We start from the raw sequence: 12,703 nt of genomic DNA, 5'->3' as shown, positions 1-12,703 counted from the left end.
GCCACAGGTTGATCGATGCGATCAATGCGCCGTGCCCGACGGGCCTGGCCGCGGGGCCAGCGTATTTCGCGGCGGCGGGTTCAGCCCAGCAATCCGGCCAGCGATGCGGAGACGCGCTCGAACCGCGCGGCGAGGAAATCCACCAGCGCGCGCACGCGCACCGGGACGAAGCGTCCGCTGGGCAGGATCGCGTTCAGCGGATAGCGTTCGGTCCGCCAGTCCGGCAGCAGCCGCACCAGGCGTCCCTCGGCCAGGTCCTGGCGCTGTTCGACCGGGGTCTTGATCAGGATGCCGGCGCCGGCGAGCGCCCATTGCCGCGCCAGCGAGGCATCGTCCACGCTGCGGTCGCCATCGACCTGCACTTCCACCGACTGCCCATCGCGGGTGAAGCGCCAGGTGCGGTGCGGGCGGCCGCCGCGGTCGTAGGCCAGGCAGTTGTGGCCCAGCAGTTCCATCGGCGTCTGCGGTGCCGGGTGCCGCGCCAGGTACGCCGGCGAGGCGACGACCACCGGCGCGGTATCCATCAGCCTGCGCGCCACCAGCCGCGAATCAACGAGGTGGCCATAGCGGATCGCCAGGTCGACCTCGTCGCGCACCACGTCCAGCGGGCGGTCGCCGACCGACAGCGCGAGGCGCACGCCGGGGTGGGCGGCCATGAATTCGTCCAGCCAGGGCAGCAGGGTCGCGCGCGCCAGGTCCGAGGGCGCAGCCAGGCGGATCAGGCCCACCAGGCCGGCGCGGTCGACCGTGGCCTGCGCCTCGCCTTCCTCCACCAGCTCGAACGCGCGGCTGGCGTAATCCAGCAGGATCTGGCCCTGCGGGGTCAGCCGCATCGCCCGCGTGGAACGTTCGAACAGGCGCACCCCGAGCTGGGCTTCCAGGCGCTTCAGCGTCGCACTGGCGGCCGCCGGCGTGATCCCCAGCGCGCGTGCGGCGCCGGTCAGGCTGCCGGTACGCGCGGTCTGCACGAGCACCCGCAGGTCGCCAAGATTTTCAATCAACATTTGAATATGAATTCAATCATGTTGGCTTATCAATTCTAGCTTGAATTCCTAGAGTGCAGTCCTCCACCCGCACCACGCCGAGGACGCACCGCCATGAAAGCCGTTGGTTATCGCCACAACCTGCCCATTACCGACGCCCGCGCCCTGGAGGACGTCGAACTGCCCACCCCGGCCTACGGCCCACGCGATCTCCTGGTGCGGGTCAAGGCCATCTCCGTCAATCCGGTCGATACCAAGATCCGCCAGGGCCGCAAGCCGGCCGACGGCCAGGTCGAGGTCCTGGGCTGGGACGCGGTGGGCGTGGTCGAAGCCGTGGGCAGCGGGGTCACCCTGTTTGCGCCAGGCGACCGGGTCTATTACGCAGGCGCGATCAACCGCCCGGGCACCAACGCCGAACTGCACGCGGTGGACGAACGCATCGTCGCCCGCGCGCCGCGCTCGCTCGACGATGCCGCCGCGGCGGCCCTGCCGCTGACCGCGATCACCGCCTACGAACTGCTGTTCGACCGCCTGCGCGTTCCCAGAGGCGGCGGCGCCGGCCAGACACTGCTGGTCGTCGGCGGTGCCGGCGGCGTCGGCTCGATCCTGATCCAGCTGGCCCGCCAGCTCACGCAGCTGCGGATCGTCGCCACCGCCTCGCGGCCGGAAACCCGGCAGTGGTGCCTGGAGCTGGGCGCGCATGCGGTGATCGACCATCGCCAGCCGCTGTCCACCGCGCTCAGGGCCGCCGGCATCCACCAGGTCGACGCCGTCGCCGCCCTGACCCGCACCGGCGAGCACTTCGCGGAAATCGTCGAGAGCCTCAAGCCGCAGGGCGCCATGGCGGTGATCGACGACGAGCCGCTGGACGTCATGCAGCTGAAGCTGAAGTCGATCTCGCTGCACTGGGAGCTGATGTTCACCCGGCCGCTGTTCGAAACGCCCGACATGGACGAGCAGGGCCGGCTGCTTGCCGAAGTGGCCGCGCTGGTGGACGCCGGCCGGATCCGCAGCACGGTCAACCACCGGCTGGGCACCATCAACGCCGGGAACCTGCGCCGCGCGCATGCGCTGATCGAGAGCGGCAAGGCGCAGGGCAAGGTGGTGCTGGCCGGCTTCTGAGGGAGGACGCACATGGACAACACCCGCGCCCCGTTCGCTGCCGCCCTGGCGCTGGCAGCGCTGATGACCGCGGCATCGCCGCTCCGCGCCGCGCCGGATGCCGGGTCCGCGGCCACCGTCGCGCCGCGCGCCGCGGCACAGCCGCCGGTCGTCGTGCGCCAGAACGACCGCATGCCCTGGAACGCGGTCGTCGTCGACGGCAATGGCCGTTTCATCGTCGGCTCGCCGCGATGGACGGCCAACGGCGACACGCGCCCGGCCGTGGCCATCGCCCGCGAAGACGGCACCCTGGTCCCCTACCCGGACGCGGCCTGGAACAGCTGGGCACCGGGCAGGGAAGCGGCCGGCGTGCTGGTCAGCGTCAATGCCATCCACCAGGACGCGCAAGGCGGCCTGTGGATCGTCGACAGCGGCGCCCCGGAGTTCGGCGGCGAACCGGTGCGGCACGGCCCCAAGGTGGTCCACGTCGATCCCCGCACCGACACGGTGGTCCGCACCTACCTGATCCCGGACGAGGCGATCCGGGCACACAGCTACGTCGACGACATACGCATCCACGGCAGGCATGCGTACCTGACCGACGCGGGCGAAGGCGCGGTCCTGGTGCTGGACCTGGAGGACGGCCGCGTCCGCCGCCGCTTCGACGGCCAGCCGTTCGTCCGCGCCCGCGCGGGCGACACGATCGAGGTCGCCGGCAAGGTCCTGCGCGGCGGCGACGGCAAGCCGCTGCAGGTCAACGCGGATCCGCTGGAACTGAGCCCGGACGGCCAGGTGCTGTATTTCGGCCCGCTGTCCGGCCCGCTGTCACAGATCCAGACGCGCTACCTGGACGACGACGACATCGACGACGAAGCGCTGGCACGCCTGGTGCGTCCGTGGTTCGGGATCCCGCCGGTGGGCGGGACGGCCATGGCGGCGGACGGCAGCCTGTACTACACGCGGTTGGCGGACAACACGCTGGTGGTGCGGCGTCCGGACGGCACGACCGCGCCGGTCGTGCGCGACCGGCGCCTGCGCTGGGCCGATGCACCGTTCCTGGACGGCAAGGGACACATCTACCTGCCGGCCGCGCAGATCGACGGCGCCGCGCCGTTCAACGACGGCACCTCAACCATGCAGCCGCCGTTCGAGGTGCTCCGCGTCGATCTCCCGGACGCCGTGCCCCGCGCCCCCGGCTCCCCCTGAGCACCCCGCCCGCAGCGCCCCTCCCCCTCCTCCGCTGCGCGGCACGCTCCACCACACCCTGCCCCACGACCAGACCGGAGTCCCCCATGGCCGCCTACGTCGTATTCACCCGCGAACAAACCCTGGATCCGCAAGCACTGGCGACCTACGCCCAGGCACCGGACAAGCTCACCGGCCACCCCGTCACCGTGCGGGTGGGCTACGGCGAATTCGAAATGCTGGAAGGAGCGCCCATCGAAGGGGCCGTCATCCTCGAGTTCCCCGACATGGATGCGGCCCGTGCCTGGTATCACGGCGACGCCTACCAGGCGATCGCCCGCCACCGCTTCCGGGGAGCGCGGTACCGCGCCTTCATCGTCCAGGGCACCTGAGGAGCCACGCCCATGCCGGCGAACGCAGCAAGGCACCGGGCGCCATCGCCAGCAGGCGCCCGCTCACCACGCCGCGGCGGCTTTCCGGTCCGCCGCGACGAGCGGCAGGAAGATCGTGTCGAGGATCTCGGCGATGACCGCCGCGGGCACTGGCTTGAGCGTCATGAGCGCTTCGTGGCTCACCAGCTCCAGGGGCAGCGCGATGCGGCGGGCGGTCAGCTTGCGCGGATCGATCTCGCCGCGGCGGATGCCCCGCTCGAGGATGTCGTCGATCACCGGGCGGGTCCCCAGCTGCTCGTGCAGCGCCTTGCGCAGGTCGGCCACGCTGGAACTCGTCTCGATGAAGTAGTCCCTCATGCCGAACAGCACGCGGGCGATGGTGATCGCGCGGCGATCGGATACCTCGCGCAGGAACCGCACCAGTTCCGCGCGGACGTTGCCCAGGTCCGGCACCCGGATCGGGTTCTGCGCGATGTAATGGCGCATGGCCGCGACCGCCAGGTCCGCGCTGCCCGCCCAGCGACGGGACAGGACCGGGCGGCTGGTGCCGGCACGCCGGGCCACCCCTTCCAGGGTGAAACCCGCGTAGCCGTTGTCGATCAGTTCGGCCCAGGCAGCCTCGAGGATCGCCTCGTCCAGCGCCGCGCCGCGCCTGCGGGAATTGGTCGTCATGCCCCTACTCTGCCACACAAGATACATGGACGCATCTTGTTGACGCACCCGATCCATCGTCAATACGATGCATGCATGCATCTTAACTAGAAGGTACTCCGATGTCTGGCACCAAGGTTCCCCGCAGGAAGATCCTGGTCTCCGGCGCGAGCATCGCCGGCCCGGCGCTGGCGTACTGGCTGCACCGGTACGGCTTCGAGGTTTCGGTCGTCGAGCGCGCCAAGGGGTTCCGCGCCGGGGGGTATCCCATCGACGTGAGGGGCACGGCGGTCGACGTGGTCGAGCGCATGGGGCTGCTCCCGCGGCTGCGCGCCGCCCAGGTGGAAGTGCGCAAGCTCACCTTCGTCGACGGCGACGGGACCGCCATCGCCACCCTGGCGCCCGGGGCGGTGACGGGCAGCGTGCCCGGCCGCGACCTGGAGCTGCCGCGCGGAGCGCTGACGGCGCTGCTCCACCAGGCAACCCGGGAAAAAGGCATCCGCTACCGCTTCAACGATGCGATCGACGTCCTGATGGACGACGGCAAGGGCATCGACGTGTGGTTCCACAGCGGCGCCCGGGAACGCTTCGATGCCGTCATCGGCGCCGACGGCCTGCACTCCCGGACCCGCGCCCTGGTGTTCGGCCCGGAGGAGAAGTTCAATCACTACCTCGGGCGCTGCTTCAACCTGTTCTCGATGCCCAACCACGCCGGGTACGCCCACGAGAGCGTCAGCTACGCCGCCCCGGGCCGGATGGCCGGGATCTACGCGACCGGCGACAACGCGGTCCTGCATGCGTTCCTCACCTTCGCCAGCGACAAGCCGCCGTTCCGCTCGCATGGCGACGTGGACATGCAACGCAAGCGCACGGCCGAGGTGTTCGCGAACGACGGCTGGGAGGTGCCGCGCCTGGTCGAGGCGATGCAGAAGGCGAACGACCTGTTCTTCGACACCGTCAGCCAGATCCGCATGCCACGCTGGTCCTCCGGGCGCGTGGCGCTGGTCGGCGACGCCGCCTACGCGCCCTCGTTCCTGTCGGGACAGGGCACCAGCCTCGCCCTGGTCGGAGCCTACGTCCTCGCCGGGGAGCTGGCGTCCCAGCCCGACGCGGAAGCGGCCTTCGCGGCCTATGAACGCGCGCTCCGGCCCTACGTCGAGGCCAACCAGGCGCTGGCGACCGATGGCGAACCGATCCTGCTGCCGCGCACCCGGGAGGAGCTGGAACACCGTAACCGCAGGCTGGCCGCCGGCCACTTCGCGCCGGGCGGCGGCGACCATGCGGCCAGGCACCGCAAGGCCCACGGCCTGCTCGAGCTGCCGGACTACGTCGCCGTGCTCGGCCTGGGCGGATAAGGCGGGCCTCGCCGGAACGCGGCCGCTGGATGAAAAAAAGCGCCGGACGATGTCCGGCGCTTTTCCCTTCCACGCTTCCGCGCCGGCTCCCGGACGCGCACGGCACGCCCGGGCCCGGCGGCGGCGGATCAGCCCAGCAGGTGGGCGACGCCGGCGCGCTCTTCTTCCAGCTCGGCCAGGGTCTTGTCGATGGCCTTCTGGCTGAACTCGTCGATCGGCAGGTCCTTGACGATGGTGTACTTGCCGTTCTCGGTGGTCACCGGGAAGCCGAAGATCACGCCCTCCGGGATGCCGTAGGAGCCGTCGGACGGGATGCCCATGGTCACCCACTTGCCGTTGCTGCCCAGCACCCAGTCGCGGATGTGGTCGATGGCGGCGTTGGCGGCCGAGGCGGCCGAGGACAGGCCGCGGGCCTCGATGATGGCGGCGCCGCGCTTGCCGACCTTCGGGATGAACTCGTTGGCGTTCCAGTCGGCGTCGTTGATCTTGTCCTTCAGCGACTCGCCCTTGACCGTGGCGAAGCGGTAGTCCGGGTACATGGTCGGGCTGTGGTTGCCCCACACCACCAGCTTCTCGATGTCGCCGACGGCGACGTTGGCCTTGGCGGCCAGCTGGCTCAGCGCGCGGTTGTGGTCCAGGCGCAGCATCGCGGTGAAGTTCTCCTTCGGCAGGTCGGGGGCGGACTTCATGGCGATGTAGGCGTTGGTGTTGGCCGGGTTGCCGACCACCAGCACCTTGACGTCGCGCTTGGCGACCTTGTTCAGCGCGGCACCCTGGGCGGTGAAGATCTTGGCGTTCTCCAGCAGCAGGTCCTTGCGCTCCATGCCCGGGCCGCGCGGACGCGCGCCGACCAGCAGGGCCACGTCGGCGTCCTTGAACGCCACTTCCGGATCGTCGGTGCCGATGATGCCGGCCAGCAGCGGGAACGCGCAGTCCTCCAGCTCCATGATCACGCCCTTCAGCGCGGCCTGGGCCTTCTCCATCGGCAGCTCCAGCAGCTGCAGGATCACGGGCTGGTCCTTGCCCAGCATCTCGCCGGAAGCGATGCGGAACAGCAGGGCATAGCCAATCTGGCCGGCGGCACCGGTCACGGCAACTCGAACGGGGGTCTTCATCGGTGGAGGTCCTTCGGTGTGTGTTGCGGGTAATGGAAAGGCGTCGCCGGCGTGACCGTGCGGCGCCGCGCAGGTTAATAGACGTCGTCGCCCAGCGGGGTAAGCCTTTGGTCCAAGGCGGCGGGGTCGTAGCCGTGGACCACGGCCTGGCCGACCACGGTGACCGGGACGCCGCGCGCGCCCAGCGCGCGCATGGCCAGCCCGCCCTCTTCCCGGTCGACGTCCAGCACGCGGTAGGGCACGCCGGCACGCTCGAATTCGCTGCGCTGGCGGCGGCAGTAGCCGCACCAGTCGGCGGCCAGCATCACGATGCCGGCCTCGCCGGTCAGCCGCCGCGGATCGTCCGGATGCAGCTCCGCCGGGGCTTTCGACCACCAGGCGTACAGGCCGCCGGCCAGGCCGATGACCAACAGTAAGCCGAGGATGCGCATGGGAATCCGTCGCTCAGGGACCGCGGATTTTACCACGCGGCCCCGGGCCGGCCCCGGACGCTGCCAATCGCAACCATTGGCGCAAACTCTCGTGCGGCGGGGCGCGAAGGGGCCGCCGCGCGGCCCCGCGGGTGGATCAGGCGCTCAGGTAGCGGTTCCACTCGGCCACGCGGTCGGCCTTGGCGGCCAGCACCGCCTCGGCGTCGCCCTCGATCTTCACCGAGTTGATCGTGTCGCCCTGGGCGATGGCGTCCACCACTTCCATGCCCTCGGTCACCTTGCCGAACACGGTGTGGCGGCCGTCCAGCCAGTCGGTCTTCACATGGGTGATGAAGAACTGGCTGCCGTTGGTGTTGGGGCCGGCATTGGCCATGGACAGCACGCCGCGCTCGTGCGGCACGCCGTTGCTGGTCTCGTCCTCGAAGCGGTAGCCCGGGCCGCCGCGGCCGGTGCCCTCGGGGCAGCCGCCCTGGATCATGAAATCGGCGATCACGCGGTGGAAATTCAGGCCGTCGTAGAAACCGCGCCGGGCGAGGTTGACGAAATTGGCCACGGTGAGGGGGGCCTTGTCGGCCAGCAGGTCCACCTTGATCACGCCCTTGGCGGTGTCGAAGACGGCAGTCACGGTCATTGGTTCATCTCCAGGCGCCCGGATCGGGCCATTGACCGGGTATAATAGCCCGTTCGTCCGCCCCATCCTTCCGCGCCCTGTCCAGCTCCTGGCAGCCGGGTGCGGCTTTCCCGATCCCAGAAAACATGTCCATCGAAAACCTGCGCAATATCGCCATCGTCGCCCACGTCGACCATGGCAAGACCACCCTCGTCGACCAGCTGCTGAAGCAGTCCGGCACCTTCAGCGAACGCACCCAGCTGGGCGAGCGCGTGATGGACAGCAACGACCAGGAAAAGGAACGCGGCATCACCATCCTGGCCAAGAACACCGCCATCAACTGGAACGGCAACCGCATCAACATCGTCGATACCCCCGGGCACGCGGACTTCGGCGGCGAGGTGGAGCGGGTGCTGTCGATGGTGGACTCGGTGCTGCTGCTGGTGGACGCGATGGACGGCCCGATGCCGCAGACCCGCTTCGTGACCCAGAAGGCCTTCGCGATGGGCTTCAAGCCGATCGTGGTGGTCAACAAGATCGACCGCCCCGGTGCGCGCCCCGACTGGGTCGTCGAGCAGGTGTGGGACCTGTTCGACCGCCTCGGCGCGACCGAGGAGCAGATGGACTTCCCGATCGTCTATGCCTCGGCGCTCAATGGCTACGCCAGCCTCGACCCGGAGGCCCGCAGCGGCGACATGACCCCGCTGTACGAGGCGATCATGGAGCACGTCAACCCGCCGCAGGTCGACCTGGAAGGCCCGTTCCAGATGCGCATCAGCCAGCTGGACTACAACAGCTACGTCGGCCTGATCGGCATCGGCCGCATCCAGCGCGGCCGCGTGCGCCCGAACATGCCGGTGGCGATCGTCGACCGCGAGGGCAAGAAGCGCCAGGGCAAGGTGCTGCAGGTGCTGGGCTTCCTGGGCCTGGAGCGGCACGAGGTGGCCGAGGCGCAGGCCGGTGACATCGTCGCCATCTCCGGCATCGAGGGCCTGGGAATCTCCGACACCATCACCGACCCGTCCGCGCCGGAGGCGCTGCCGGCGCTGAGCGTGGACGAGCCAACCATCTCGATGACCTTCCAGGTCAACAACTCGCCGTTCGCCGGCAACAAGGATTTCTCCGGCGGCAAGTTCCTCACCAGCCGCCAGATCCGCGAGCGCCTGGTCCGCGAGACCCTGCACAACGTCGCCCTGCGCGTGGAGGACACCGAGGACCCGGACCGCTTCAAGGTCTCCGGCCGCGGCGAGCTGCACCTGTCGGTGCTGATCGAGACCATGCGCCGCGAGGGCTACGAGCTGGGCGTGTCGCGCCCGGAGGTGATCATCAAGGAGATCGACGGCCAGATGATGGAGCCGTACGAGCAGCTGGTGGTCGACGTGGAGGAGGAGCACCAGGGCGGCGTGATGGAGAAGCTGGGCATCCGCAAGGGCCAGCTGCGCAACATGGAGCTGGACGGCAAGGGCCGCGTGCGCCTGGACTACATGATCCCGGCGCGCGGCCTGATCGGCTTCCAGAGCGAGTTCAAGACCCTGACCTCCGGCTCGGGCCTGATGTTCCACATCTTCGACCACTACGGCCCGAAGCAGGAAGGCGCGATCGCCAAGCGCCCCAACGGCGTGATGATCTCCAACGGCCAGGGCAAGGCCCCGGGCTACGCGCTGATGGGCCTGCAGGAGCGTGGCCGCCTGCTGATCGACGCCGGCGAGGACATCTACGAGGGCATGCTGGTCGGCATCCACGCCAAGGACAACGACCTGACCGTCAACGCCCTGCGCGAGAAGCAGCTGACCAACATCCGCGCCGCCGGCAAGGACGACGCCATCTCGCTGACCCCGCCGATCCGCATGTCGCTGGAGCAGGCGCTGGAGTTCATCGAGGAGGACGAGCTGGTCGAGGTCACGCCCAAGGCCATCCGCCTGCGCAAGAAGCTGCTGACCGAGAGCGACCGCAAGCGCGCCTCGCGCTCGGCCTGAGGTCCTGCCCCGGGGCGTGCCCGCCGCGCCCCGTATGGATTGCGAAACGCCGGCCCCTCGCCGGCGTTTCGCGTTTGCGGGCCGGCGCGCGCGCCGCTAGGCTGCGCGGGGCCAAACCGGGGGAATTGCCGATGCCTGCACTGCGGATCGTGATGGCGGCCATGCTGGCCGCGCTGGGAGCCGGCTGCGCCGCCGACGCGGCCCGGCCGGAAGCGGAGTTCGCCCATGCCGAGGCCGGGATCCGGCAGCTGCAGGAGGCCATGGCCAGCGGCCGCACCAGCAGCCAGGAACTGGTGCGGGCCTACCAGGCGCGGATCGAGGCGCTGGACCGCAACGGGCCGCGGCTCAACGCCTACATCGCGCTCAACCCGGACGCGCTGGCCGAGGCCGCGGCGCTGGACGCCGAGCGCCGCGCCGGGCGCGTGCGCGGGCCGCTGCACGGCATCCCGGTGGTGCTCAAGGACAACATCGACGCCACGCCGATGGCCACCACCGCCGGCAGCCTGGCGTTGCGGGACCTGCGCCCGCGGCGCGACGCCTTCCTGGTCCAGCGCCTGCGCCAGGCCGGCGCGGTGATCCTGGGCAAGGCCAACCTCAGCGAGTGGGCCAACTTCCGTTCCACCCGCTCCATTTCCGGCTGGAGCTCGGCCGGCGGCCAGGCGCGCAATCCCTATGCGCCGGACCGCTCGCCCTGCGGCTCCAGCTCCGGCACCGCGGTGGCGGTGGCCGCCAACCTCGCGGTGGTCGGCATCGGCACCGAAACCGACGGCAGCATCCTCTGCCCGGCGGCGGTCACCGGCATCGTCGGGCTCAAGCCCACCGTCGGCCTGGTCAGCCGCGACGGCATCGTGCCGATCGCGCACAGCCAGGACACCGCCGGCCCGATGGCGCGCACGGTCGAGGACGCGGCCCTGGTGCTGGCGGCCATCGCCGGCGCCGACCCGGCCGACCCGGCCAGCGCCGCGATCGCCGGCTCCGGCTCCGACTACGCCGCGCAGCTGGACGGCACCGGGGTCGTGCGCGGCCTGCGCATCGGCCTGCTGCGCAAGCACGTGGAGGATGTCTCGCCCGCGGCCGCGGCGGCCACCACCGCGGCCATGGAAGTGCTGCGCGCGGCCGGCGCCACCGTGGTCGAGGTCGACCTGCCGACCGAGGGCCAGTGGAAGAAGGACGAGTTCCAGGTCCTGCTGCACGAGTTCCATGCCGGCCTGGAGCGCTACCTGCGCGAACACGACGCGCCGCTGCAGACCCTGGAGGCGCTGATGGCGTTCAACCGCGAGCACGCCGACGCGGTGATGCCACTGTTCGGCCAGGAGCTGTTCGAGCAGGCGGCCGCCACCGGCGGCCTGGACGACCCGGGCTACCTGGCCGCGCGCGAGCGAGCCCGCCGCCTGGCCGGGCCCGAAGGCATCGATGCGACCCTGCGCGCGCACCAGCTCGACGTGCTGGTCGCGCCGGTCACCGACGCGGCCTGGAAGATCGAGGCCGGCGGCGATCCGGACGTGGCGGCCAGCTACAGCGCCGCCGCGGTGGCCGGCTATCCCTCGCTCACCGTGCCCATGGGCGAGGCCGGCGGACTGCCGCTGGGCCTGGGCTTCTACGGCCCGGCCTGGAGCGAGGCGCGCCTGCTGCGCATCGGCCACGCCTTCGAATCCCTGCTGCGGGCGCGCCGCGCCCCCAAACTGCAGGACGCAGCCGCGGCGCGCTGATCAGGCCGGCGCCGGCGGCTCGACCACCGCCTCGCCGTCCTCGGCGCGCGGCGAATCGGGCACGTCCGGCGGGGCCTGGTAGCGGCCGCGCTGCGGCGCTTCGTCGCGGTCGATCTGCGCGCGCAGCCGCGGCAACGCGTAGGGATGGTGGCGGACGAGGAAGTCGATCATCCGCTCGCGCACCGCGCAGCGCAGGTCGAAGGCCTCGCCGGAATCGCGGGCGCTCACCAGCAGGCGCACCTGCATCACGTGCTCGCCGGTCTCGGTGACCTGGGCGATGCACACCCGCCCGTCCCAGCGCGGGTCCTCGTTGCAGATGCGCTGCAGCTCGGTGCGCACCTCCTCCATCGGCGTGCGGTAGTCCAGCCACAGGAAGGCGGTGCCGAGCATCTGCGCGGTGCGCCGGGTCCAGTTCTGGAACGGGTTCTCGATGAACCACGACAGCGGCACCACCATGCGCCGCTCGTCCCAGATGCGCACCACCACGTAGGTGCTGGTGATCTCCTCGATCCGGCCCCATTCCCCTTCCACGATCACCACGTCGTCCAGGCGGATGGGCTGGGCCAGGGCGATCTGCAGGCCGGCGATCAGGTTGCCGAACACCGGGCGCGCGGCGATGCCGGCGACCAGGCCGGCGATGCCCGCCGAGGCCAACAGGGTGGCCCCGACCTGGCGCACCGCCGGGAAGGTCATCAGCGCCAGTGCGGCACCGAGCAGGATGATCCCGCCCTGCACCACCCGGCTCAGCACCCGGGTCTGGGTCTGGATCCGGCGCGCGTGCAGGTTGTCTGCGACTTCCATCGGGTTGTGGCGCAGGATCGAGGCCTCGACCGCGCCGACGATGCGCACCAGCAGCCAGGTGAAGCAGCCGAACACGGCCAGGCGCAACAGGTGCAGCCAGTTGGCCAGGTGCTCCTCCGGCATCGGCACCGCGCGCAGGGCCTGGCCGAGGAAGATCAGCGGCAGGGCGAAGGCCAGCGGCAGGATCACCGCGTGCGCCACCCGTGCGCGGCTGGAGTCCTTCAGCGCGATGCGCCGCGCGTAGCGGCGCAGCACGTAGTGCACCAGCAGGCCCAGCAGCAGGGCCGCGCCGATCGGGATGGCGTAAGCGGCGGCCAGGCGCCAGTCGGGCACCGGCACGCCGGCGATCAGGAAGTGCGGATCGGGCATCTGTCTGCTCCTCGCGTTGCCGTGA

12 protein-coding genes are annotated in these 12,703 nt (G+C 70.7%); 6 read left to right on the top strand and 6 right to left on the bottom strand.

Translation table 11 applies throughout. The annotated features are described in order from the left end of the window. Positions 1–80 precede the first annotated feature (80 nt). Complete coding sequence (locus PSEJ31_RS0111505) at positions 81–1,004, bottom strand: LysR family transcriptional regulator (RefSeq protein ID WP_028915529.1); 924 nt, start codon at positions 1,002–1,004, stop codon at positions 81–83. A 93-nt stretch (positions 1,005–1,097) separates the two neighbouring features. Here PSEJ31_RS0111505 and PSEJ31_RS0111500 point away from each other — a divergent pair, with 93 nt between their 5' ends. The 3 genes from PSEJ31_RS0111500 to PSEJ31_RS0111490 all read left to right on the top strand — a co-directional run bounded on the left by PSEJ31_RS0111500 (position 1,098) and on the right by PSEJ31_RS0111490 (position 3,661). Further along, positions 1,098–2,105, top strand: coding sequence for a zinc-binding alcohol dehydrogenase family protein (locus PSEJ31_RS0111500; RefSeq protein WP_028915528.1), 1,008 nt, complete (start codon positions 1,098–1,100; stop codon positions 2,103–2,105). Between the two features lie 12 nt (positions 2,106–2,117). Further along, positions 2,118–3,290 (top strand): L-dopachrome tautomerase-related protein, encoded by a 1,173-nt coding sequence (locus tag PSEJ31_RS0111495; RefSeq protein WP_028915527.1) that lies wholly within the window; start codon positions 2,118–2,120, stop codon positions 3,288–3,290. 86 nt (positions 3,291–3,376) lie between these two features. Then, positions 3,377–3,661, top strand: a complete 285-nt coding sequence (locus PSEJ31_RS0111490; protein ID WP_019399153.1) for a DUF1330 domain-containing protein — start codon at positions 3,377–3,379, stop codon at positions 3,659–3,661. A gap of 63 nt (positions 3,662–3,724) precedes the next feature. Here PSEJ31_RS0111490 and PSEJ31_RS0111485 read toward each other — a convergent pair whose 3' ends face one another. Further along, positions 3,725–4,333 (bottom strand): TetR/AcrR family transcriptional regulator, encoded by a 609-nt coding sequence (locus PSEJ31_RS0111485; protein ID WP_019399154.1) that lies wholly within the window; start codon positions 4,331–4,333, stop codon positions 3,725–3,727. 101 nt (positions 4,334–4,434) lie between these two features. On the opposite strand from PSEJ31_RS0111485, the gene PSEJ31_RS0111480 reads away from it, so the two are divergent. Next, complete coding sequence (locus tag PSEJ31_RS0111480; protein WP_028915525.1) at positions 4,435–5,667, top strand: FAD-dependent monooxygenase; 1,233 nt, start codon at positions 4,435–4,437, stop codon at positions 5,665–5,667. Between the two features lie 128 nt (positions 5,668–5,795). Here the strand turns inward: PSEJ31_RS0111480 and PSEJ31_RS0111475 are convergent, their stop codons facing one another. The 3 genes from PSEJ31_RS0111475 to PSEJ31_RS0111465 all read right to left on the bottom strand — a co-directional run bounded on the left by PSEJ31_RS0111475 (position 5,796) and on the right by PSEJ31_RS0111465 (position 7,844). Further along, positions 5,796–6,782 (bottom strand): malate dehydrogenase, encoded by a 987-nt coding sequence (locus PSEJ31_RS0111475; RefSeq protein WP_026010631.1) that lies wholly within the window; start codon positions 6,780–6,782, stop codon positions 5,796–5,798. A gap of 74 nt (positions 6,783–6,856) precedes the next feature. Further along, positions 6,857–7,213, bottom strand: coding sequence for a glutaredoxin domain-containing protein (locus PSEJ31_RS0111470; RefSeq protein ID WP_037035085.1), 357 nt, complete (start codon positions 7,211–7,213; stop codon positions 6,857–6,859). 136 nt (positions 7,214–7,349) lie between these two features. After that, positions 7,350–7,844, bottom strand: a complete 495-nt coding sequence (locus tag PSEJ31_RS0111465) for a peptidylprolyl isomerase (protein ID WP_019399158.1) — start codon at positions 7,842–7,844, stop codon at positions 7,350–7,352. 125 nt (positions 7,845–7,969) lie between these two features. Between PSEJ31_RS0111465 and typA the strand changes: the two genes are divergently transcribed. Together typA and PSEJ31_RS0111455 are read left to right on the top strand one after the other, a co-directional pair. Then, a complete protein-coding gene (gene typA / locus PSEJ31_RS0111460) occupies positions 7,970–9,799 on the top strand; it encodes a translational GTPase TypA (protein WP_019399159.1) in 1,830 nt (609 codons plus the stop codon). A 131-nt stretch (positions 9,800–9,930) separates the two neighbouring features. Beyond that, on the top strand, positions 9,931–11,508 hold the full coding sequence (locus tag PSEJ31_RS0111455; RefSeq protein ID WP_037035083.1) for an amidase: 1,578 nt from the start codon (positions 9,931–9,933) through the stop codon (positions 11,506–11,508). On the opposite strand, the gene PSEJ31_RS0111450 is transcribed toward PSEJ31_RS0111455, so the two are convergent. Continuing rightward, positions 11,509–12,678 (bottom strand): mechanosensitive ion channel domain-containing protein, encoded by a 1,170-nt coding sequence (locus PSEJ31_RS0111450; protein ID WP_051403729.1) that lies wholly within the window; start codon positions 12,676–12,678, stop codon positions 11,509–11,511. It lies immediately after the preceding gene. Positions 12,679–12,703 lie beyond the last annotated feature (25 nt).

The organism is Pseudoxanthomonas sp. J31, assembly GCF_000510725.1.
Taxonomy (GTDB): Bacteria; Pseudomonadota; Gammaproteobacteria; order Xanthomonadales; family Xanthomonadaceae; genus Pseudoxanthomonas.
Note: the sequence above shows the minus strand (reverse complement) of the source record. Positions and strands in the feature narration are given on the sequence as shown.